Annotated in this window: 20 protein-coding genes; 16 read left to right on the forward strand and 4 right to left on the reverse strand. The window is 64.6% G+C overall.

All coding sequences use genetic code 11. From position 1 onward, the window contains the following. Positions 1-164: 164 nt before the first annotated feature. Positions 165-1,988 (reverse strand): dihydroxy-acid dehydratase, encoded by a 1,824-nt coding sequence (gene ilvD / locus A3E1_RS0123785; RefSeq protein WP_026208770.1) that lies wholly within the window; start codon positions 1,986-1,988, stop codon positions 165-167. Between the two features lie 134 nt (positions 1,989-2,122). Here ilvD and A3E1_RS41770 point away from each other — a divergent pair, with 134 nt between their 5' ends. From A3E1_RS41770 to A3E1_RS0123830, 9 genes are all read left to right on the forward strand, one after another. Further along, positions 2,123-4,318 (forward strand): putative bifunctional diguanylate cyclase/phosphodiesterase, encoded by a 2,196-nt coding sequence (locus A3E1_RS41770; RefSeq protein ID WP_020523292.1) that lies wholly within the window; start codon positions 2,123-2,125, stop codon positions 4,316-4,318. A gap of 165 nt (positions 4,319-4,483) precedes the next feature. Further along, positions 4,484-6,307, forward strand: coding sequence for an acetolactate synthase large subunit (locus tag A3E1_RS0123795; protein WP_020523293.1), 1,824 nt, complete (start codon positions 4,484-4,486; stop codon positions 6,305-6,307). 2 nt (positions 6,308-6,309) lie between these two features. Continuing rightward, a complete protein-coding gene (ilvN, locus tag A3E1_RS0123800; RefSeq protein ID WP_020523294.1) occupies positions 6,310-6,831 on the forward strand; it encodes an acetolactate synthase small subunit in 522 nt (173 codons plus the stop codon). 21 nt (positions 6,832-6,852) lie between these two features. Further along, positions 6,853-7,863: a ketol-acid reductoisomerase gene (gene ilvC, locus A3E1_RS0123805; protein ID WP_020523295.1), complete on the forward strand. Its 1,011-nt coding sequence runs from the start codon at positions 6,853-6,855 to the stop codon at positions 7,861-7,863. Between the two features lie 135 nt (positions 7,864-7,998). Continuing rightward, on the forward strand, positions 7,999-9,213 hold the full coding sequence (mpgS, locus tag A3E1_RS0123810) for a mannosyl-3-phosphoglycerate synthase (RefSeq protein WP_020523296.1): 1,215 nt from the start codon (positions 7,999-8,001) through the stop codon (positions 9,211-9,213). Positions 9,214-9,291: 78 nt separating this feature from the next. Next, positions 9,292-10,890 (forward strand): phosphoglycerate dehydrogenase, encoded by a 1,599-nt coding sequence (serA, locus tag A3E1_RS0123815; RefSeq protein WP_020523297.1) that lies wholly within the window; start codon positions 9,292-9,294, stop codon positions 10,888-10,890. A gap of 84 nt (positions 10,891-10,974) precedes the next feature. Continuing rightward, a complete protein-coding gene (locus tag A3E1_RS0123820) occupies positions 10,975-11,508 on the forward strand; it encodes a GNAT family N-acetyltransferase (RefSeq protein WP_020523298.1) in 534 nt (177 codons plus the stop codon). A 61-nt stretch (positions 11,509-11,569) separates the two neighbouring features. Then, complete coding sequence (locus tag A3E1_RS0123825; protein WP_020523299.1) at positions 11,570-12,598, forward strand: 3-isopropylmalate dehydrogenase; 1,029 nt, start codon at positions 11,570-11,572, stop codon at positions 12,596-12,598. A 115-nt stretch (positions 12,599-12,713) separates the two neighbouring features. Next, on the forward strand, positions 12,714-13,808 hold the full coding sequence (locus A3E1_RS0123830) for a branched-chain amino acid aminotransferase (protein ID WP_020523300.1): 1,095 nt from the start codon (positions 12,714-12,716) through the stop codon (positions 13,806-13,808). A 214-nt stretch (positions 13,809-14,022) separates the two neighbouring features. On the opposite strand, the gene A3E1_RS41775 is transcribed toward A3E1_RS0123830, so the two are convergent. Then, positions 14,023-14,631: a bifunctional DNA primase/polymerase gene (locus A3E1_RS41775; RefSeq protein WP_157631709.1), complete on the reverse strand. Its 609-nt coding sequence runs from the start codon at positions 14,629-14,631 to the stop codon at positions 14,023-14,025. Positions 14,632-14,822: 191 nt separating this feature from the next. On the opposite strand from A3E1_RS41775, the gene A3E1_RS0123840 reads away from it, so the two are divergent. From A3E1_RS0123840 to A3E1_RS0123865, 6 genes are read left to right on the forward strand one after another with little or no spacing between them, the layout of a single operon-like run. Further along, positions 14,823-16,052, forward strand: coding sequence for a helix-turn-helix domain-containing protein (locus tag A3E1_RS0123840; RefSeq protein ID WP_020523302.1), 1,230 nt, complete (start codon positions 14,823-14,825; stop codon positions 16,050-16,052). Next, complete coding sequence (locus A3E1_RS41780) at positions 16,049-16,588, forward strand: flavoprotein (protein ID WP_083929612.1); 540 nt, start codon at positions 16,049-16,051, stop codon at positions 16,586-16,588. The genes A3E1_RS0123840 and A3E1_RS41780 overlap by 4 nt, the downstream gene beginning before the upstream one ends. Beyond that, positions 16,585-17,370, forward strand: coding sequence for a Nif3-like dinuclear metal center hexameric protein (locus A3E1_RS0123850; protein ID WP_026208772.1), 786 nt, complete (start codon positions 16,585-16,587; stop codon positions 17,368-17,370). Before A3E1_RS41780 ends, A3E1_RS0123850 begins: the two co-directional genes overlap by 4 nt. Positions 17,371-17,422: 52 nt before the next feature. Then, a complete protein-coding gene (locus tag A3E1_RS0123855) occupies positions 17,423-18,163 on the forward strand; it encodes a zinc ribbon domain-containing protein (protein WP_020523305.1) in 741 nt (246 codons plus the stop codon). Continuing rightward, the gene (locus A3E1_RS0123860; RefSeq protein WP_020523306.1) at positions 18,160-19,212 is read left to right on the forward strand and encodes a bifunctional RNase H/acid phosphatase; all 1,053 of its coding nucleotides are present in this window, start codon (positions 18,160-18,162) and stop codon (positions 19,210-19,212) included. Before A3E1_RS0123855 ends, A3E1_RS0123860 begins: the two co-directional genes overlap by 4 nt. Next, positions 19,190-19,468, forward strand: a complete 279-nt coding sequence (locus A3E1_RS0123865) for a DUF5522 domain-containing protein (RefSeq protein WP_026208773.1) — start codon at positions 19,190-19,192, stop codon at positions 19,466-19,468. Before A3E1_RS0123860 ends, A3E1_RS0123865 begins: the two co-directional genes overlap by 23 nt. Here A3E1_RS0123865 and A3E1_RS0123870 read toward each other — a convergent pair. Then, positions 19,419-20,435, reverse strand: a complete 1,017-nt coding sequence (locus A3E1_RS0123870; protein WP_020523307.1) for a C39 family peptidase — start codon at positions 20,433-20,435, stop codon at positions 19,419-19,421. The genes A3E1_RS0123865 and A3E1_RS0123870 overlap by 50 nt on opposite strands. Positions 20,436-20,445: 10 nt before the next feature. Beyond that, complete coding sequence (locus tag A3E1_RS0123875) at positions 20,446-21,954, reverse strand: ATP-dependent DNA ligase (RefSeq protein WP_026208774.1); 1,509 nt, start codon at positions 21,952-21,954, stop codon at positions 20,446-20,448. Between the two features lie 252 nt (positions 21,955-22,206). Between A3E1_RS0123875 and A3E1_RS46310 the strand changes: the two genes are divergently transcribed. After that, positions 22,207-22,776 (forward strand): histone H1-like repetitive region-containing protein, encoded by a 570-nt coding sequence (locus tag A3E1_RS46310; RefSeq protein ID WP_083929613.1) that lies wholly within the window; start codon positions 22,207-22,209, stop codon positions 22,774-22,776. Position 22,777 lies beyond the last annotated feature (1 nt).

Below are 22,777 nucleotides of genomic sequence, written 5' to 3' on the forward strand. Positions count from 1 at the left end.
CGGCAAGGCCTGCCAGGCGCGCGCACGGACCGGGTCAAGCGACGGCATCGCGGAAATCAAGGCCAAGGATCGCGGCCGGTCAGGGTGCAGGCATAAACCAAAGCCGGCACCGCGACGAGAAAGAGTCGCAGTGCCGGACCAGAGCCACTCGCATGAAGGCGGAATCACGGCACCTTGCGGTAAGCGCCATCTGAAGCGGAAGTCGCCATGCTGGCGTAGGCGCGCAGGGCGGCGCTTACGGGACGCTGGCGGTTGATTGGCGTGTAGGGCTTTTCGCGCTTGTCCTGCGCGACGCGGCGTTCGTCCAATGTGGACTCTGGCACGTCGAGTGAGATGGTGCGCGACGGGATGTCGATGGTGATGATGTCGCCCGGTTCGACGAGGGCGATGAGGCCGCCGCCGGCTGCTTCGGGGGAGACGTGGCCGATGGACAGGCCGCTCGTGCCGCCGGAGAAGCGGCCGTCGGTGATCAGGGCACAGGCGCGGCCAAGGCCACGGCCTTTGAGGAAGGACGTGGGGTAGAGCATTTCCTGCATGCCGGGGCCGCCCTTGGGGCCTTCGTAGCGGATGACCACGACGTCGCCCTCGACGACTTCTTTGCCGAGGATGGCGGTGACGGCGTCGTCCTGTGATTCGTAGACCTTCGCCGGGCCACTGAACGTCAAGCATTCCTCAGGCACACCAGCGGTCTTGACGACACAGCCCTCGGGTGCCAGGTTGCCGAACAGGATCGCGAGACCACCGTCTTGGGAGTAGGCGTGCTCACGTGAGCGGATGCAGCCCTCTGCCGCGTCAGTGTCCAAAGTGGACCACGTCGACGACTGGCTGAACGCCTGAGTCGTCCTGACGCCACCGGGGGCCGCGCGCCACAGCTCTTGATCAACCGCACCGCCACGGATGTCCCACGTGGACAGCCAGTCATCGAGGTTCGGCGAGTGGATCGAGTGGACGTTGCGCTTGAGCAGGCCAGCGCGGTCGAGTTCACCGAGGATGGCCGGGATGCCGCCAGCGCGGTGGACGTCTTCCATGTGGTACTTCTGGCTGTTCGGGGCGACCTTGGCCAGGCACGGGACGCGGCGGGAGATGGCGTCGATGTCGGAGACGCCGAAGTCGAGCTCGGCTTCGCGCGCGGCGGCGAGCAGGTGCAGCACCGTGTTCGTCGAGCCGCCCATCGCGACGTCGAGGGCGACGGCGTTTTCGAAGGCGTCACGGGTCGCGATAGCGCGCGGCAGAACGGATTCGTCATCGCCGTCGTAGTAACGGCGGCACAGGTCGACGATCAGCGAACCGGCGCGGGTGAACAGGTCCTTGCGGTACGCATGCGTGGCGAGCGTAGAACCGTTGCCCGGCAGGGAAAGCCCGATCGCTTCGGTCAGGCAGTTCATCGAGTTGGCCGTGAACATGCCCGAGCACGAACCGCACGTCGGGCAGGCCGCCTTCTCGATCTCGCTCAGCTCTTCATCGGAGACGCTGTCGGTCGAGGCGGCGATCATGGCGTCGATGAGGTCAAGTTTGCGGTTGTCTCCAACGACCTTGCCTGATTCCATCGGCCCACCGGACACGAACACGGTCGGGATGTTCAGGCGCAGCGCGGCTAGCAGCATGCCGGGCGTGATCTTGTCGCAGTTGGAGATGCAGACCAGAGCGTCCGCGCAGTGGGCGTTGACCATGTACTCAACAGCGTCGGCGATCAGCTCACGAGACGGCAGGGAATAGAGCATCCCGCCGTGACCCATGGCGATCCCGTCGTCGACCGCGATCGTGTTGAACTCCCTGCCTACGCCGCCGGCTTCTTTGATCGCTCCGGAGACTAGGTCACCTAGGTCTTTAAGGTGCACGTGTCCGGGCACGAACTGCGTGTAGCTGTTAGCGATCGCGACGATGGGCTTGCCGAAATCGCTATCCGTCATCCCGGTGGCGCGCCACAGGGCACGGGCACCGGCCATGGTGCGGCCATGGGTCGAAGTGCGGGAGCGCAAGGCTGGCATGTTGGCAAGTGTGTCACTCTTCAGACGCTGATCCCAGCTCAGGCGCTTGAGGTCCATTAGATGAGACCGCTGGCGGAGGTGAAGTCGCACAATCAGTCTCGCTTTGTGTATTGACATACGCCACAGTTAGTGGCGTGGACCTCCAACTGGGGCTCGCTCTATCCGCGGTGATCGGTGGGATCACCGCTGTTCCGTCAGCGTGGACGCTCGCCGTCAGACGCCGATTCGCCCTATGCAGCGGCGTATTCGTGGTCTGGGGCATCGGCAGCATCGTCGGTTACTTCATCACGCGGACGTGGCCACTGCACGAAATGAATGCACGCATGAAGGCGGGCATGGTTTTCGGGCTTCCGGCCTCGATCGCCTCGCTGATGCTCGTCGCCGTGCTGCTGGATTTCTGCGACCGCGTCGTCGGGCCGGGAGCGCGACTGCGCCTCACCCTCGAATCGCTGACCGTCGCGTCCGGCATCTTCATCCCGTTGTGGGTGCTGATATTGCGCCCCGACAAGCCCGTGTTCTCGTGGATCCCGGGCAGCTGTGTGCCAGTGATGGTGGCTTCCGCCTTAGCCTCGATCGTGGTCGGGCTGGCCGCTGTCGTGACTGTACGGTCGCAAGTGGACCGCCGTCTCGTCGCGCGCCGCTGCACCGCCGCCGGGCTGGTCGCCGTGGGCACGACCCTGGTCGCCGCTGGCGCGTGCTATCACACGGTCGTCGTCGCGCTGCTCGGTTCCCTTCTGCTGCCCTTGGCCGGCTGGCTCTGGGCCTCTGGTGAAGCCGTGCCCGTGGCGGCCGCCGCCGCGCGCACGGACGGCTCACCGAGCTCCGGCCTGGCCACAGCGCTCGCTCCGGTTCTCGCCCTTTCCGTGGTCGCCATCTACGGCTTCACGTATGAGGACGGGATCGACGCGGTGACCGCGATCGTGGGTGTCGCCAACGGGTTCTTCCTCGTGGGGCGGCAGTACATCGCGTTCATCGACTTGCGCAAGGTGCACACCCGATTGGCTGACAGCGAGTCGCACTACCGGGAACTAGCGCACACCGATCCGCTGACAGGGCTGGCTAACCGGCGCGGTCTGCTCAGGTCGCTATACGTCGAGGCAACGAGCGGCGCCTCCTGTGTGCTGCTGACGCTGGACCTTGACGGGTTTAAGAACGTCAATGACCTGCGTGGGCATGACGCTGGTGACGCGGTGCTGATCGAAGTCGGCCAGCGCCTGCGGATGAACCTGCGTCCCGGTGACCTCGCCGCACGCCTGGGCGGGGACGAATTCGCCGTGCTCATGGCGGGACGTCCCGCTGATGCCGTCAAGGTGGCCGAGCGTCTCCTAGGCGTGCTGCGGCGGCCCTATCACGCCGCTGGCGGCCCGATCTACCTGTCCGCGAGCATGGGCCTGGCCGGCTGCGCCACAGCCGACAGCATCCACTCCTTGCTGCGCAACGCCGACCTTGCTCAGCGGGCCGCCAAGATGCACGGCAAGAACCGTGTCGAGCTTTACGACGAAACGTTCGACCGCACCCTGCGCCGCCGCAGCGCCATCGAGCACGAGATGCGCGACGCGATCGACAAACAGCAGCTGGTACTCGTCTTTCAGCCCGTGGTCGCCCTGCCTTCAGTGCGCCCGGTTGGCGCCGAAGCGCTGTTGCGCTGGAACCACCCCGAGCTAGGAGCGGTGTCGCCGCTGGAGTTCATCCCGATCGCCGAGGAGACCGGGCACATCGAAGTCCTGGGCGCGTGGGTGCTGCACGAGGCGTGCCGGCAACTGAGCCGCTGGCTCAGCGACGGGCACGACGTGTGGGTCTCGGTCAACGTCTCGCCACGGGAGCTGCACTCGGCGGAGTATCTGGATCGCGTCCGGGATGTGTTGCGGGCTCACCGCGTACCCCCCTCTAGGTTGGTTTTGGAGGTCACCGAACACGCCGTCGCTGTCGATGTGGATGAGTTCCGGCGGGTCTTGGCTTCTCTTCGCTCGCTTGGGGTGCGGATCGCGCTCGATGACTTCGGCGCGGGCTATTCCAACCTTGGGGCGCTGCGCGAGATCCCGGTGGATATCCTGAAGATCGACCAGGGTCTGGTCTCCGACGTCGATCTCGTCGACGTCGCGGTCCGCATCGGCCAGCGGCTCGGGCTTCAGGTCATCGCCGAGGGAATAGCGGATATGTCACATCACAAGCTCGTCGCCTCAACCAGCTGCCCCTACGGACAGGGCTTCCTGTTCGGCCGGGGCGTGCCTGGAGAGCACTTGGAGGCGATGCTCGTGTCGATGCCACCGCTGCCGGCTCCCGCGATGAGCAGGAAAGACACGACTGTCCCAACATCCGGGAGCAGTTGACTCATCCGCTGAGATGCGTCAAGCTGGGCAGCATGTCGAGGCGTCCAGCCCCACGAGTACTTATTTGAGCGCGCTCTCCCAGTAATGGAGAGCGCGCCAGCCCCGTGCCATTTGGCACGAGGGCTTTTTTGTTGGCTGGGATTCTCTTAGAGGGTGTGAAGACAGATGACAAAACCGAGTCCCGAGACACTCGCGCATGCCATTGAGAAAAACCGGGCGACCGCGGCGGCGGTCAAGCCCGCGGCAGCCGCCGCTCCAGTAACCGTCACCGGAGCCCAGAGCCTCGTCAAATCGCTCGAAGCACTCGACGTTGAAGTCATCTTCGGCATCCCAGGCGGGGCGATCCTCCCGGCCTATGACCCGCTGTTCGACTCGAAGGTGCGCCACATCCTGGTGCGCCACGAGCAAGGGGCCGGCCACGCCGCGACGGGCTATGCCCAGGCGAGCGGAAAGGTTGGCGTCTGTATGGCCACCTCCGGCCCGGGCGCGACCAACCTAGTGACCCCGATCGCCGACGCCTACATGGATTCGGTGCCGCTCGTCGCCATCACCGGGCAGGTTCCCAGCGCCTCGATCGGCTCGGATGCCTTCCAGGAAGCCGATATTCAGGGCATCACGTTGCCGATCACGAAGCACAACTTCTTGGTGCGCACGGGAGCCGACATCCCGCGCGTGCTAGCCGAAGCGTTCCACCTCGCCTCCACCGGCCGCCCCGGCCCGGTGCTCGTCGACATCCCCAAAGACGTGCTCGCCGGGCAGACCACGTTTAGCTGGCCGCCCGTGCTCGACCTGCCGGGCTACCGGCCGACGATGCACCCACACGGCAAGCAGATCCGCGAAGCGGCACGCTTGATTCAAGCCGCCAAGCGGCCCGTGCTCTACGTGGGCGGCGGTGTGCTGAAGGCTCAGGCGACCTCCGCTTTGCTGGAACTGGCTGAGCTGACCGGGATTCCCGTGGTGACAACCCTGATGGCCCGCGGCGCCTTCCCCGATTCACACCAGCAGCACCTGGGCATGCCAGGCATGCACGGGACGGTCCCCGCCGTGTATGCCTTGCAGCGCAGCGATTTGCTGATCGCCCTGGGCGCCCGGTTCGATGACCGCGTGACGGGCAAGCTCGACTCGTTCGCCCCTGACGCACAAGTCATCCACGCCGACATCGACCCGGCCGAGATCGGCAAGAACCGTCACGCCGACGTGCCGATCGTGGGCGACGCCAAGCACGTGATCGAAGAACTCATCACCGCTTTGAAAGCCGTGCCACAACTGTCCTATACGGAGTGGTGGGCCGCGCTAAACGATCTGCTGACGCGCTATCCGATGGGTTATGAGGAGCCGTCCGACGGCACCCTCGCCCCGCAATACGTCATCTCCAGGCTCGGCGCGATCGCCGGACCAGACGCGATCTACTGCGCCGGCGTGGGCCAGCATCAGATGTGGGCCAGCCAGTTCATCAAATACGAGAAGCCGGCCACCTGGCTTAACTCTGGGGGCCTAGGCACCATGGGGTACGCGGTGCCCGCCGCCATGGGCGCCAAAGTGGCCAAGCCCGACACGGTCGTGTGGGCCATCGATGGCGACGGCTGCTTCCAGATGACCAACCAGGAGCTCGCGACGTGTGCGCTGGAAGGCATTCCGATCAAGGTGGCCGTCATCAACAACGGCAATCTGGGCATGGTGCGCCAGTGGCAGACGCTGTTCTACAACGAGCGTTACTCCAACACCGACCTCGGCACGCACAAACACCGCATCCCTGACTTCGTCAAGCTCGCCGAAGCCTTGGGCTGCATAGGTTTGCGCTGCGAGTCAGCGTCCGATGTGGACGCCACCATCAAGGCGGCGATGGAAATCAATGACGCCCCGGTGGTTATCGATTTCGTTGTGGGCAAGGACGCGATGGTGTGGCCCATGGTCGCGGCCGGCACGAGCAACGATGAGATCATGTTCGCCCGGGGCGTGCGCCCCGTCTTCGACGAGGACGACCTGTAGCCATGGCTAAGCACACACTTTCTGTTCTGGTGGAAAACAAGCCCGGTGTGCTGGCCCGGGTGGCCGGGTTGTTCTCCCGGCGCGGGTTCAACATCGACTCGCTGGCGGTGGGGGAGACGGAGCACCCCGAGGTCTCCCGGATCACCGTCGTCGTCAACGCTGAGGACCAGCCGCTGGAGCAGGTCACCAAGCAGCTCAATAAGCTCGTCAACGTGCTGAAGATCGTTGAGCTGGAACCCGCCAGCTCAGTGCAGCGGGAACTGCTGCTGGTCAAGGTGCGGGCGGACCGTCCCGTGCGCTCGCAGGTCCTGGAGACGGTCCAGCTGTTCCGCGCCCGGGTGGTCGATGTCGCTCCCGACGCGCTGACGATCGAAGCCACGGGCACGGCTGAGAAACTCGACGCGCTTCTGCGCGATCTAGAACCGTATGGAATCAAGGAAATGGTGCAGTCCGGCCTGGTCGCTATCGGCCGGGGTTCGCGGGCCATCACCGCAAGTCCCGCTCTGCGTGTTGCAGCTGCTTAAAACACAAAGGAAGTAACCAAAGTGGTTGAGATCTTCTACGACGACGATGCCGACCTGTCGATAATCCAGGGCCGCAAGGTGGCGGTTATTGGCTATGGCAGCCAGGGTCACGCGCACGCGCTGTCGTTGCGGGATTCCGGGGTGGACGTCCGCGTTGGGCTGCGCGCCGGCTCTAAGAGCTGGGACAAGGCCGTCGAGGCCGGTCTTCGTGTCGTCACGCCTTTTGAGGCCGCGGCCGAGGCCGACGTCATCATGATCCTCGCGCCGGACACCGCGCAGCGGTTCATCTACGCCGAGTCGATCGCGCCGAACCTGACCGCCGGCAAGGCGCTGTTCTTCGGTCATGGGCTCAACATCCGCTTCGGCCTGATCACGCCTCCGTCCGATGTGGACGTCGCGATGGTCGCGCCGAAGGGACCGGGCCACCTCGTGCGCCGGCAATACGTTGACGGCAAGGGTGTGCCGTGTCTCATCGCGGTCGAGCAGGACGCGACCGGCGGCGCCCAGGCGCTCGCGCTGTCCTACGCCAAGGCGATCGGTGGTGCCCGCGCTGGCGTCATCAAGACCACGTTCAAGGAAGAGACCGAGACGGACCTCTTCGGCGAGCAGGCTGTCCTTTGTGGAGGCGCCGCGGCGCTGGTGCAGACCGGGTTCGAGGTGCTGACCGAAGCTGGCTACACGCCCGAGGTCGCCTATTTCGAGTGTCTGCACGAGCTCAAGCTGATCGTGGACCTCATGTACGAGGGTGGAATCGCCCGAATGCGTTACAGCGTCTCGGACACCGCCGAATACGGCGACGTGACGCGTGGCCCACGGGTCATCGACGCGCGCGTCAAGGATGAGATGCGCAAGATCCTGGCCGAGATCCAAAGTGGCGAGTTCGCCCGCGAATGGGTGGCTGAGGACGACGCTGGCCGCCCGAACTTCACCAAGCTGCAGGAACAGGGTGCCGAGCACCCGATCGAGGCGGTCGGGGCGAAGCTGCGCGGCATGATGAGCTGGGTCGATCGCCCGATCACAGAGACTGCCTAAAAACCGAATAGGTAGAAAGAAGAAGCCGTGTCTAAGGTGACCCCTTAGGCACGGCTTCACTACTTTGAGTAGTTAACAGAGATTTCTCAGCTTTAGGGGCGAACAGATACTCAACCTTTCGGGTACCTTCCAGCCATGCGTCTGGAGTATCCGTACCGCACCGAACGATTCGGCGCCGTTCGTATTCACGAACTACAGCGCGTAATCGAAATCGACTGTGGCACGCAGACCTACGATGATCAACTTGGCCCGTCGCGGATCATTTCCCGCGACACGATCCGGGATATCGAAAAGGATCTAGTCATCGTAGTGCCGTGCATGAACGAGCCACGCCGCGTCATCGAGGGCGTGCTCTCCGGAATTCCCCACGACTGCCTGATCGTCCTGGTGTCCAATAGCGACCGATCGCCCGTCGACCGCTATGACATGGAGATCGGTGCCCTGGAGCAGTTCTGCCGGTTAGCCGACCGCGCGGCGTTGGCCGTGCATCAACGCGACCCCGGCCTGGCGTCATCCCTCAAAGCGGCCGGAATGCCCGAGCTGCTTGACGAAGAGGGCCTGGTGCACAACGGCAAAGGTGAGGCGATGCTCGTCGGCATGGCTCTGGCGGCCATGACCGGGCGCAAGTACGTCGGCTACATAGACGCCGACAATTACATTCCCGGTGCCGTGCACGAATACTGCAAGGTGTACGCCGCCGGCCTGGCCATGGTGAACAGTCCATACCGGATGGTCCGGATCAGCTGGCACTCCAAGCCAAAGGTGCGCGACAGCAGACTGTTCTTCAGCCGACGGGGCCGCAGCTCCGAGATCACCAATGAATACCTCAACCGGCTGCTCGCCGAATACTCCGGTTTCGGCACCGAGGCTGTGGTCACCGGCAACGCGGGCGAACACGCTCTAAGCCTGGAGTTAGGCCTGAAAATGCGTATGGCCGGCGGCTTCGCCATCGAGCCATTCCAGTTTGTCGAGCTGTTCGAACAGTTCGGCGGGGTGCTGCCAGCGCCCGACACCGACGTCATGACTTCGGGGGTCGAAGTCCTGCAAGTTGAGAGCCGCAACCCGCATTTCCACGACAACAAGGGCGACGATCACGTCGTGTCGATGCGCACACAGGCGCTCAATGTGATCTACCACTCCAGTATTTGCCCGCCGTCGCTGCGCGAGGAGATTATGGAATTCCTGTCCGCCAAGGAGCCTCCGCGAGAGCGGGTCTACCCGGCGGTGGGAACGCTAGCCTTCGATCGGCTATATGACGGCATCACGTCCGAAGCGGAGACCTTCCGCCAGGTCGTGCAACGTTTGCCGGCTCGCGTGCGCACCGTCACACCGATGCATCGCGCGACTTGAGCAGCGCGTTCGCTACGATCCCCAGAATAGGGCGCGGCGCGGCGCTTTCATTCAGCACCTTCTACGTGAGGCAAGACTGTGACTCCCGTTGTGCTCATTACTGAAGAACTGGCCCCGGCAGCACTCGACGTGCTGGCAAACGACTTTGACGTGCGTCACGTCGACGGCACCGACCGGGTTGCGCTCTTGTCCGCCCTGTCCGAAGCCGACGCGGTGATCGTGCGCAGTGCCACCCAGATCGACGCTGAGGCGATCGCGGCCGCCCCGCGGCTCAAGGTCGTCGCCCGGGCCGGAGTCGGGCTCGACAACGTCGCGGTCCCCGCCGCGACCGCTCGTGGTGTCATGGTCGTGAACGCGCCCACCTCCAACATCGTTTCAGCTGCCGAGCAGGCCCTCGCCCTGCTGCTCGCCGTCGCCCGCAACACCGCTTCGGCCAGCAGCGCGCTCAAGAACGGCGAGTGGAAGCGGTCTAAGTACACCGGTGTCGAGATCCAGGGCAAAACCGTTGGTGTCATTGGCCTTGGCCGCATCGGCATCCTGTTCGCGCAGCGGATCGCCGCCTTTGGCACCCGCCTGATCGCTTACGACCCCTACATTCAGCCCGCTCGGGCGGCACAGCTCGGGGTGCGGCTCGTCGGCCTCGAAGAACTGCTCCGCGAGAGTGACTTCATCTCGATCCACCTGCCGAAGACGGCTGAGACCGCGGGCCTCATCGGCACCAAGGAACTTCAGCTCGTCAAGCCGGAAGTCCGGATCATCAACGCCGCACGGGGCGGTCTGATCGACGAGGCCGCACTGGCCGAGGCGCTAGCCGAAGGCCGGGTAGCAGGCGTAGGCGTCGACGTTTACGCCAAAGAACCCTGCGTCGACTCCCCGCTGTTCAAATTCGACAATGTCGTGGCCACGCCCCACCTCGGAGCGTCCACAAACGAGGCTCAGGACAAGGCCGGCCTCGCTGTCGCCAAGAGCGTGAAGCTCGCGCTGCAAGGCGAGTTCGTGCCCGACGCGGTCAACGTCCAGGCCGGTGGCGTTGTCGCCGAAGAGGTGCGGCCGCTGCTGCCGCTGGCCGAGAAGCTAGGCAAGGTCTTCACGGCCGTCGCGGGTGGCGTCGCCGCCAGCGTCACGGTCGACGTGCGCGGTGTGCCGCAGGACGTTTCCGTGCTGAAACTGGCTGCCACCAAGGGACTGTTCGCCTCGATCGTCGAGGAGCAGGTGACCTACGTCAACGCACCGCTGCTCGCCGCCGACCGTGGCGTTGAGGTTGACCTCGTCGTCACCAAGGAGGGCGAGGACAGCAAGACCAGCCTGGTGACGATCCGGGGCGCGCTGCCCGACGGCCGCACGGTTTCGGTCTCCGGTTCCGTGGTCACGCACGGCATCCGTGAGCAGCTCAAGCTCACCGAGATCGATGGTTTCGACCTCGAGCTCGACGCTGAGGGCGTGCTGCTGTTCTTCCGCTACACGGACCGTCCGGGTGTGGTTGGCGCGGTCGGAACGATCCTTGGTGAGGCTGGTGTCAACATCGGCGCCATGACCGTGGCTCGCCGGGAAGCCGGTGGTGAGGCTCTGATGACGCTCACCGTCGACTCGCCGGTGCAGGCCGACCTGCTGGCCGTCGCGGCCACGGGCATCGGCGCGACCGCGGCCACCACCGTGGACCTGACCGACGACATCTGATCCATTTGCTCCACAACGGCGCCCGGCTTGCTTAAGCCAGGGCGCCGTTTCCATGCGGCGCCGCTGTCCGCAGTGGACAATGACATGGTGAGCATCGAGATCACCCCGTTAGGGTTCGAGCACCTCAGGCAGGTGCTTGATCTCGGCTACCGGGTTTTTGACGTCACCGCCAAGCCGTACACGTCGTGGTCGCTGACGACGATCGCCGAACATCTGGACACACGCGACAGTTCTTGCTGGGTCGCGCTTTCCGAGGGCACGGTCGTCGGATTCGTGCTCGGCTCGATGGAGTTCGAGCTGCGCGACGACTGGGCCTATCTGGAGTGGATCGCGGTTGACCCGGATCATCAGGGCAAGGGGATCGCGCGCCGCCTCGTGGATGTCTGCTGCGATGGGCTTTTCAGCGCTGGGGCGAGCCGTGTCGTGACCGACGTTGAGGGTTCCAATACGGCCAGCGCGACATTGATGACGCGCAGCGGGTTCGCTCCCGCCGTGACGGTCACGCTTTTCGTACGCCCGAATCCCTCGCACGTCGACACCGTGAAGTCCATGGCGGCGCTGCCCAAACGCCCGTTAATCCGGTCAGGTCGCCTGGTCGGGGACAATCGCCAGCCGTAAGCGTGTCCACTATGTGGGCCAAACTTACCGCTTACTAAGACGGCCGCTTAAGGTTGTCCGCGTGACAAGTATCGCGGTGGTTGGCGGAGACGGAATCGGCACCGAAGTCGTGGCCGAGGGCTTGAAGGTCCTTAACGCGGTTTCCGAGGGTGTTGAGCTGACTCACTACGATCTTGGGGCGGCCCGCTACAACCGCACGGGTGAAATCCTTCCCGATTCTGTGCGCGATGAACTCGCGAGGCACGACGCGATTCTGCTCGGCGCGGTGGGCGACCCGAGCGTCCCGCCGGGCGTGCTCGAGCGCGGCCTCCTGCTGAAACTAAGATTCGACTTCGACCAATACGTCAACCTGCGCCCCTCGCGGCTGTGGCCCGGAACCAGTGGCCCGCTGGCCAACGTGAAGCCGGGCGAGATCGACTTCGTGGTCGTGCGTGAGGGCACTGAAGGGCTCTACACCGGCGCCGGCGGCAGCCTGCACAAGGGCACGGCCGCTGAGATCGCGACCGAGGAGAGCCTCAACACGCGTTATGGCGTGGAGCGGGTCATCCGCGACGCCTTCGCGCGAGCACGGCAAAGAGAGCGCCGCAAGGTCACGATGGTCCACAAGACCAACGTGCTGACGCACGCCGGTGGGCTCTGGGCACGCACCTTCACCGAGGTGGCCGCCGAGTTCGCCGATGTCGCGACCGAATACCAGCATGTCGACGCGGCGGCGATGTTCATGGTGACCAACCCGCAGCGCTACGACGTGATCGTGACGGACAACCTGTTCGGCGACATCCTGACCGACATCGCGGCCGCGGTGACCGGTGGCATTGGCCTGGCGGCCAGCGGATGCATCAACCCGAGCGGTGACTTCCCGTCGATGTTCGAGCCGGTGCACGGTTCCGCGCCGGACATCGCGGGCCAGGGCAAGGCTGACCCCATCGCGGCGATCCTGTCGGTCGCCCTGTGCCTTGACCACCTCAACCAGCCTGAAGCCGCTCACAAGGTGCGTGAGGCTGTCGCTACCGAGCTTTCCAGCCGGAACCCGGGTGACCCGGTTCGCACGGCTGAGGTAGGCGATCGCGTAGCCGTACTCGTCAGTTAGTCAACCCCGTGGACCCAGCCACGTGGGGTGGCTGGGCAATCATGCGCAGTACACCCTCGGCGGGTTTAGGGGTAAGTTTTTCCCAGCCAATGAGATACCCGGGAGGGCAGCGCGCATGAGCGGCGGTGGCATGATCGACTTTGAGATCCACAGGAGTGAGCAGCCGGTAACGGCCACGGAGCGCGAAGCGCTGCTGGCCAACCCAGGTTTTGGCCGGGTATTTACCGACCACATGGTGACGATCCGTTATGCCGAGGGCAAGGGCTGGTACGACGCCCGCGTCGAGGCACGTGCGCCGATCCCCATGGACCCGGCGACGGCGGTGCTGCACTATGGCCAGGAGATCTTCGAGGGCTTAAAGGCCTACCACCGGGCCGACGGCAAGACGGGCCTGTTCCGGGCCGACGCCAACGCGAGACGGTTCGCCGAGTCGGCCCGCCGCATGGCGATGGCTCCGCTGCCCGAAGACCTGTTCCTCAGCTCGATCGAGAAGCTTGTCGATGTGGATCGCGACTGGGTGCCGACGTCTGAGGGCGGCAGTCTTTACTTGCGCCCTTTCCAGTACGCCAATGAGGTGTTTCTGGGTGTCCGCCCTTCGCATGAATATCTCTATGTCCTGATCGCCTCGCCGGTGGGGTCCTACTTCTCCGGTGGGCTCAAGCCCGTGTCCATCTGGGTCTCGCAGGACTACACGCGCGCGGCGCCCGGGGGCACCGGCGCGGCCAAGTGCGGCGGAAACTACGCCGCTTCACTGATCGCTCAGGCTCAGGCCGCCGAGCACGGCTGCGATCAGGTCGTGTTCCTCGACGCGGTGCACCGCAGCTACATCGACGAGCTCGGTGGCATGAACATCTTCTTCGTCCGCAAGGACGGATCGCTGATCACGCCGGAACTCAACGGATCGATTCTTCCGGGCATCACGCGGGAGTCCGTGATCAAGCTGGCCCAGGCCGAGGGACGGACTGTCGAGCAGCGGCAAATTTCCCTACACGAGTGGCGCGAGGGAGCGAAGTCGGGCGAGATCGTGGAGACGTTCGCCTGCGGGACGGCGGCGGTGCTCACTCCGATTGGGACGGTCCGCGCCAATGACGGGGAGTTCCTCCTCGGGACGGGCGAGACCGGTCCGGTCACGTCAGCGCTGCGCCAGTCGCTTGTGGACATCCAGTACGGCCGCGCCGAAGATATCTATGGATGGACAACTATTATCTGATCGGACGTGTTCCAGCTGGGCGGGGTGAGCCGCCTGGCCGAGAACCTGTTGGGCGGGCTCCCGTTGGCCGGGTGCCCGCCCACTTGTATTCAGACGATCGTATGACCCCAAATTGGGACTCGACGCAGCGTGTGCGGAGTTCTACGTTGTCTATCATGTCGGAGCTCCCTTCACCCCGACTAACGAACCCCACTGGCGATGAGCAGCGGGTTAGTTACCCGGCACGACGTAAAGCGGCCTCCATTGTGGAGGGACGCGCGACAGTCGACGGCCGGCGGACCGTCAAAGGGAGATCGAGAAAGCTCGCATCGAGGTGCACCAAAGCGCTGAGGAGCGCCTTCTGTGCATACGGGGCTTCGGGCAGGTTCCACTTGACCTGTGCGGGCGTGAGATGCCAGCGCACTTGGCCCTCGGGCAACACCGTCGGCGGCGCTGGCACCCAGGAGCCAGCGGCATGCAGCACGATATCGGTGCGGTGGGCGAGTTCGGCCCGCAACGGGGAACCAGCTTGCACAAGGAACACCCAGCGGTCGGTTGGCAGAATTATCACCGGGCCGATGGACCCCCGGACGGCTGAACCGAGCAACCCCGGAACCTCGATCGCATCGAAGTTCTGGCCGGTTGGCAGCAGCACCGAGTGGGGACGTTCACGCCACCAGTCCGCCTCGTCCACTCCGGACGACAGGTCGGGCAGCAGAGGATGGCAACTGGACGCCCAGCAGGTCGGGCGGTCGCAAGCCATGCGGGAACCATTGAAATACGAGCCCGGGGTGACGGCCCATCCGTGGTTGGCGAAACGGCTAGCAGCCCGGCGCAGCCTCATCCTCAAGAGCATGAAATTCATCCCCTTTCATCGATGGGTCGCGCGTTACTTTCACCTTCATGTTTCGTTGACCGCTTCAACGATCCGTAAACGCAATCGCCCATATGCAATACCCAACTTGCAAGTTGCATTTGAAGGTACGCATCCTCACTGAAAAACAGCGCACAACCTGTGCGATCGGAGGGCGGGAGATGGACGAGCTGCCGATAGGCCGGCGGGTCGCCTACTGGCGCAACCGGCGAAAAATGTCCCAGCAGGTCTTCGCTGACCGGCTAGGCAAGTCCAAGAGCTGGGTAGACAAGGTTGAGCGCGGGGTGCGCCGGCTCGACAAGTTCTCCGTCACCTCAGAGATCGCTGAAGTGTTGCAAGTGGACGTTCAACTGCTCCTCGGCCGCGAACCGGAGCGACGTCCCGACAGCATGAACTGCATCGATCAGATTGAGGTCACCGAAATACGGTCCGCTTTAGAGCGATACGACCAGATCAGCGCCTTTTTCTACGCACCGCCTGAGCCGCCGCCCATCGCGGAAATGCAGAAGGCGACGGCGCACGCCTGGCAAACCCTCCTTCACGCGAAGTGGGGAGTGCTGACCCGGGCGTTGCCCAAGCTGCTGCGTGAGGCACAGGCGGCCGACGCCGCTTACGCCGGCACGGATCACGCGGTCGACGCGGCGCACCTGCTCGGTCAGGTTTACCAAATCACGTCCAGTGCCATGCGGCGCCTAGGTGAACTCGACTTGGGCTGGCTCGCGGCTGACAGAAGCATCGCCGTTAGTCAGCGCGCGGGCGATCAGCTGTTAGCTGGCGTCGCGACCATGCGCGTGGCGAACGCCCTTCGCGCACTAGGGCGTCACCGGTCCGCATTGGAAGTCAACGTCAACATCGCGAACAGGCTGAGCCCGAACGCGGTGGACCCGAGCAGTCCTGAGCGGATCTCCGTCTATGGCATCTTGCTGTTGCAAGGGGCGATGGCGGCATCGTGCATTGGCGACAGTGCCACGATGGAGGATCTGCTCGCCGCCGCCGATGACGCGGCACAAGGACTGGGCAAGGACCTCAACCACTACTGGACCAACTTCGGTCCCACGAATGTGTTGCTGCACCGGGCAGCAGCGGCGGTCGAGCTGGGCGACGGAGGGGTCGCTGTCGCCATTAACGACGCCATTAGCCCGGAGTCCTTCCGTGGGCTCATGCCCGAACGGCGGGCGCACCACTATATAGACATGTCACGCGCGTTCGCCCAGGTCGGTGATGTGGGCAAGGCGGGGGAGATGTTGCTCGAGTGTGATCAGCTCGCGCCAGCCGAGGTACGCTGCCGTCCCATAGCGCATGAAGTCATGGGAGACATCCTGCGCCGGACAAAGGGAAGCCCGCCAATCGCGATCGCGGATTTGGCCGAGCAGATGGGCGTCGGAGTTTGATCGTCTATTTGATTTGCTGTGGTTCTCCAGTCGCCCGCGATGTCGGGCGACTGGTTTCTTTAGTGCAGGAACGTGGGCACACCGCATGCGTGGTGCCCACTCCGGATGGCCGCAAGTTCCTCGACCTATACGCGCTCGCGGAGCAGTCAGGCTTCCCGGTGCGGTCTTTCTACAAGAATCCCGGCGAGCCCGATCTGCTGCCGCCGGCGGATGGGTTCATCGTCGCGCCCGCCACCGTGAACACCATCAATAAGTGGGCGGCCGGAATCACCGACACCCTCCCTTTAGGACTGCTCAATGAGGCCTACGGGCTGGGCAAGCCGATCGTGGCGATTCCTTACACCAACCACCTCATCGCGCGGCATCCGCTCTTCAATGACAACATCGCCAGACTCAGAAGCTGGGGGGTGAATGTGCTCTATGGTGACGAGGTAGTCAAGCTACAGCCGCCCGGCGAAGCGGAGAATGTCCGCGAGACGTTCCCGTGGCAGCTGAGCCTCGACGAACTGGAGCGGATGTGCAACTCCAGCAACTGATCGCTGGCCTGGAAGCGCGCTATCCCCTGGAGTGGGCCGAGCCGTGGGACCGGGTTGGCTTAGTGACCGGAAAGCCGGCCCAGGACATCCGCCGTGTTCTTTGTGTTGTGGACGTGACGCCCGAGACCGTGGCCGAGGCCATCGAGATGCGGGCTGACTTGATCCTGGCGCATCACCCGCTGCTGTTTGAGAAGGTCTCCTCGATCGCTGCCACCACGCCGCAGGGCCGGATGATTCACGACTTGATCGCGCACGGCATCGCCCTCTACACCGCGCACACCAACGCCGATGTGGCCAGTCCGGGCGTGAGTGACGCGCTTGCTGACGCTCTGGGCATCGTGGGGCGGATGCCGTTGCTGCCCACCGCCGACGGGCGGGGTCATGGCCGCGTCGGCCGGTTGCCCATGGTTTTGCCTCTGCGGGAATTCGCGCAACTCGCGGCCCGTGTCCTCAATGCAGGAGACGTGGGGGTACGCGTCGCGGGTGACCTCGCGAAAAGGATCACCCTGGTCGCCGTGTGCGGTGGTTCCGGAGGCGATTTCCTGCCCCAGGCGCGCGAGCTCAAAGTCGATGTCTACGTGACTGGTGATCTTAAGCACCACCAGGTCAGCGAACATCTCGCGTTGGGCGGCCCAGCCCTGGTCGACGCCGGTCACTGGGCCACCGAGCAGCCCTGGCTCACCGAAGTCGCGGGCTGGCTGGCTAAGGAAACCGGCCTCGAAGCGATCGTGTCGGGCCTGAGCACCGATCCCTGGACGGCTCAGTTGCGTGGCCGGCCGTAATGGCCTGCTCGCCGCGGAAGGCGTCACCGGGTTGCGGGCATAATCGTGGACTATGAGGGCAGACCCGAAAGACCAGCAGCGCTTGCTCGACGTGCAAGCGATCGACACGGCGCTGCAGCAGCTCGCACACCGCAAGAAGAACCTGCCCGAGTTTGCTGAGGTGGCGGGGCTCACCAAGGTGATCAGCGCCCTTGAAGACGAGCGCGCCCGCGCTGAGGTTGAGGTCGATGACCTCGATCGCGACATCAGCAAACTGGAAAAAGAGGTCGAATCAGTACGTCAGCGCGCCCAGCGTGATCAGGACCGGCTGACTGACGGCAGGCTCCCGGCGCGTGAGCTGACCGCCCTTGAGCACGAGATGGTCTCCCTGAAACGGCGTCAGGCAGAGCTTGAAGACGCCGAGCTGGAGTTGATGGAAAAGCGCGAGACGGCACAGGCCGCCCTCGACGCGGTAGACGAGAAGATCGCCTCGGCGCGCGAGCGGCGCGAGGGCACCGAGGCCAAGCGGGACGCCGCGCTTGGCGAACTGTCCAAAGAGGAGGAATGGAAGGCCAGCGCGCGCAAGCCGCTTGTTGCCGACCTCCCAGCGGACTTGGTGACGCTCTACGACAAAATCCGGGCCGACTCTGGCGGCCTCGGAGCGGCGTTGGTCCGGCATGGACAGTGCGGCGGTTGCCGTCTTGAGCTTTATGGTGCCGACCGGGCGCGGGTGAAAGCCGCACCGGCCGACGAGGTCCTGCGGTGCGAAGAGTGCCGTCGCATCATGGTGCGCACTTCGGAGTCTGGCTTGTGAGAGTCGTGATCGAGGCCGACGGCGGAGCCCGGGGAAACCCTGGCCCCGCCGGCTACGGTGCCGTGGTTCGCGATGCCGAGACCGGAGCCGTGCTCGCTGAGCGGGGCGAAGCGATCGGCATCGCCACGAACAACATCGCTGAATACTCAGGTCTCGTCGCCGGGCTGGAAGCCGCGGCCGAGCTAGGGGCCACGGCGGCCGATGTCTACATGGATTCCAAGCTCGTCATCGAGCAGATGTCGGGCCGCTGGCAGATCAAGCATCCCGGCTTGCGGCCGCTCGCGGCGAAAGCGGCCGCGCTGAGCAAGCAGATCGGAACCGTTGGCTACCACTGGATTCCGCGCGAGAAGAACCAGCACGCCGACGCGATCGCCAACCGCGCCATGGACGGGCTGCCCGCCGAGTCGGCGCCGCAACAAGCACCGCTGGGCACGTGGGAGCCGCGAACGATGGCGGCCACGCGGCTCATCTTGGTGCGCCATGGCTCCACCGCGATGACCGCCGAGAAGCGTTACTCGGGCCGGGGCGACGTGCCACTGTCCGAAGTGGGCAGAGTGCAGGCCGAAGCGGTCGCCCGGCGCGTGGCCGCGCTCGATCCCGCCGCGGTCTACTCCTCGCCGCTGAGCCGGTGCCTGGAAACGGCGGAGCTGACAGGACTTCCCGTCTATCCCGACGCCGACCTCATCGAGTGCGACTTCGGTGTGTGGGAAGGCTTGACCTTTACTCAGGTGCGCGCTGACTACGGCAAGGAACTCAACCGCTGGCTCGCCTCCGCGTCGGCGGCTCCTCCCGGTGGCGAATCGTTTCATCAAGTCGCCAAGCGAGTCAGTGAAGCCGTCGCCCGGATCAGGAAGGCGCACCCGGGGCAGACCGTCGCGATCGTGTCCCACGTTTCGCCCATCAAACTGATTCTGCGCGACGCGCTGGGCGCGACTGACGCGATCCTGCACCGGCTCTTCCTTGATCCGGCCGGGATGTCCATTGTGGACTATTACCCCGACGACGCTATCGCCGTACGGACCGTCAATGACATCGCACACCTTGGATGAGTCGCGCGGGCTGAACGATCCGCACGCGCAACGGCTTTCGCCAGACCACCCGCGACGGTCAGAGATTCTGGCCGCTCACGCGAAGGCGCTCGAGGGCGGCGACCTCGGCTATGCCGACCCGGACACGGGACTTTTCGTGCTCACGGCGGGCTACTTGGCCGAGCGTGGCTACTGCTGCACCAACGGGTGCCGGCACTGTCCCTATGTCACCAGTTCCCCGGCGACGGCGGAAGCGGGTGCGACGCCGGGTGAATGACGTAGACGACGCCGCCCGAGGTGTTCAGCCACGCTGATTCCCACTCGCGGCGGCCGACCGGTTTACACACCTCAGCGTTGCTGTCCGAGGCGGGGTCGTGCAGGATCGGATCGCCCTCGTCAGTGAAGCCGGAAAGCACCATCAGGTGGCCATTCGTCCCGTAGTTCAACCCGGGCACCTGTCCCGCTTGATACGTCGCTGACGCGATGAGTGGAATGCCCGCCTCGATGAACAGAGCGGCTTCGTTGAGGGAACGCAGCCGCGTGACGAAAGCTTCCAAGCCGAAGGTGCCGGCGTAAGCGGTGTTGAACGGCCAGTTGCCGCAACCACCGTAGGCGGTGTCGTAGGTGCTGCGGGCCGCGTGGATGACCCAAGGGTCCACATAGGACGGATCAACCCAGGCGTAATCGACAGGCTTGGGTCCCGTGCCCCAGTAGGCGAGGATCATCGACGTGGACGTGGGGCTGCACCACGATTGCCCGCCACCATCCCACTGCGGGTAAAGGCCACGATGCAACCGCTGAGCAAACGACGGTACTGATAAAGCCCGCCCCGAGCCCAACGGCTCGGATGCCGCGAGCCGCCCCGGCAGTGCCGAAGCCATGAGATGCGCCGAGTGCAGCACCGCCCCGCCCACGCACGTGATGCGCAATTGCCAGCTGGCCAGGGCATGCCCCGGCTGCGCGCGGAACGTGTCGGCGTTGACGGTGCCGTGCTCGTCGCCTTGCCCTGGCACCGACGTGCGCGTGAAGTGCTCATCGGTGGCGGCCCACTCGCCGAGGCTGAACCATTTCGTCAGGGCCCCGGACACGGTGGTGCCACGCACTTGCGCACGGATATAGCTGGCACCCGGAGTGGAGGCTGTCCACGACGCGATGAGTTCGGTAGCGGCGAAGTCAGCGCTCAGTTGCGGGCTCGTCCACTGGGGCGCGTCGAAGCCCTCTTTGAACCGGTGCAGCGCGATCACGACCGCAACGTTAGCCGAGCAGTGCCTGCACCGTCTCTATCGTGTCGGCTTCGTTCGCGCGCTTGTCTTCGCGATAGCGCAGCACGCGGGCGAATCGCAACGTGACCCCGCCGGGGTATCTCGTGCTGCGCTGGACGCCGTCAAAGGCAATCTCTACCACGAGTTCGGGCCGGACCTTGACGACCCAGTCTCCGCGCTCTGAGGCCAGCGAAAGCAGCTTTTCTGTTTGCCAGCTGAGCATTTTATCGGTGAGGCCCTTGAACGTCTTGCCCAGCATGACGAATCCGTCTTTGCCGCGAGCGCCTAAATGCAGGTTGGAAAGCCAGCCCTGACGGCGGCCGTGTCCCCATTCCGCCGCGAGGATGACGAGATCCAGTGTGTGGCGCGGCTTCACCTTGACCCACGCTGAGCCACGGCGCCCGACGTCGTAAGCGGCTGACGCGGCCTTGACCACCACGCCTTCCTGTCCTGCGGCCAGGGCGGCGTTATAGGCCTCGGCGGCGTCGGCACCGTCCTCGACCATCGTGCGCCGCACGCGCATTTCCGATGGCAAGTGCGCGTCCAGTGCGGCCCAGCGAGCCGATCCTGGTTCGTCAACGAGATCTGTCCCGTCAACGTGCAGCAGGTCGAAGAAGTACGGCCGCAGCGCACCCGCGGCACGCCTTGACGCTCTGCTCGCTGTCTCCTGAAACAACAGTGGGCGTCCCGTCGCGTCCAGCGCTAGTGCTTCGCCGTCGAGCACGAGTCGCCGGATCGGCAACTCCCGCACGGCGGTCACGATTTCCGGCATACGCGCGGTGAGGTCGTCGAGGCTGCGGCTGAACACGGCGATGTCGTCACCGTCGCGATGCACCTGTATGCGTACGCCATCGAGTTTGGCGTCAACCGCGGCGGGAACACCGGTCGCGTCGAGCGCGGCGGCAACGTCCGGTGCGGACTGCGCGAGCATTGGTGCGATGGGGCGGCCGATCGTCAGCGCGAATTCCCCAAGCGCCGCTTCGCCTCCCATCAGCGCGGCAGCCGCGACTTTTTTGAGGTCACCGCTGAGCAACAGCGCACGGCGCACCGCTGTGGACGGAACATGCGCGGCTTCGGCGATCGCGTCAGCGAGCAGTCCCGCTTGCGCGCCCTGCCGCAATTCGCCGCCGATGATGCCAATGAGGAACTGTTGTTCGGCAGCGGTCGCGCGGCCAAACAAGTCGTGCACGAGCGCTTTGCGTTTCGCTTGGGAGCCAACACCGGCTACCGCGCCGATGGCCGAAAAGGCCGTGTCCACTTCAGGAACGGCGAGCGTCGCGGTCGCGGCTGGTGCGGGCAAATCGCGCAGCCCCGCGTAACCTACGCCGATTTGGCGCTGTCTCATCTCTCCACTGAGGTACGCCGCGCCGGCTTGGATCTCGTTTGGGTCGCCTCGTTCCCCCAATTGGCGCAACGAACCGGCGAGCAGCGAAATTTTTGCCTTGCGCCCCGAGGTTGCGGTGACGGCGGCCGAAGTGGCGGCGAGGTCGGCGAACAGCACGTTTCCATCTTGGCAGAAGCCGTTGGCAGGCAATCCTTTTCCGCCAGAGTTGTCCATAGTGGACGTAAAAGATGTAGGTTCTTCGCGACAGTCCCTTGAGGACGACTCAGCCACAAATTTGGATTTTTTTGCCGAATAAGCTGCATTTAGGCTATTTAGCGTGCACAGTGATGTCTGGAGTATCTAAGTGGATGTTCCACGGTCCAGCCGGAAAAGGTGACCGGCCGGACGTATCCGAAGGAGGAACGTGCGATGGCCGTAGCCAAGGCCGCTGCCAAGAAGACCACAGCCAAGCGGGCTGTGAAGAAGACGGTTGCCGCGAAGAAGACGACCGCGAAGAAGACAACTGCGAAGAAGGCGGCAGCTAAGAAGACGGTCGCCAAGAAGGCTTCGACGCGTCCCGCAGCCAAGAAGACCACGGCGAAGAAGACCGCTCCCGCGAAGAAGACCACCGCCAAGCGGGTGACGGCGAAGAAGACGACCGCTGCCAAGAAGACGGCTGCGAAGAAGACGACGGCGAAGAAAGCCACCGCCAAGAAGACGACGGCGGCCAAGAAGACAACCGCGAAAAAGGCCGTCACTAAGGCCGTGAAGAAGACAGCCGCCAAGAAGGCGACGGCGAAGAAGACCACCGCTAAGAAGGCAGTGAAGAAAGCTTCGACGCGTCCGGCAGCCAAGAAGACCACGGCGAAAAAGACCGCTCCCGCAAAGAAAGCGACGGCCAAGCGGACCACCGCTAAGCGGACCACGGCGGCCAAGAAGACGACCGCAAGAAAGACGACAGCCAAGCGTGCCCCAGCCAAGAAGGCAATGGCCCGCTAGG

Origin of the sequence: Catelliglobosispora koreensis DSM 44566 (assembly GCF_000379685.1) — a bacterium.
In the GTDB taxonomy this organism is placed as follows: Bacteria; Actinomycetota; Actinomycetes; order Mycobacteriales; family Micromonosporaceae; genus Catelliglobosispora; species Catelliglobosispora koreensis.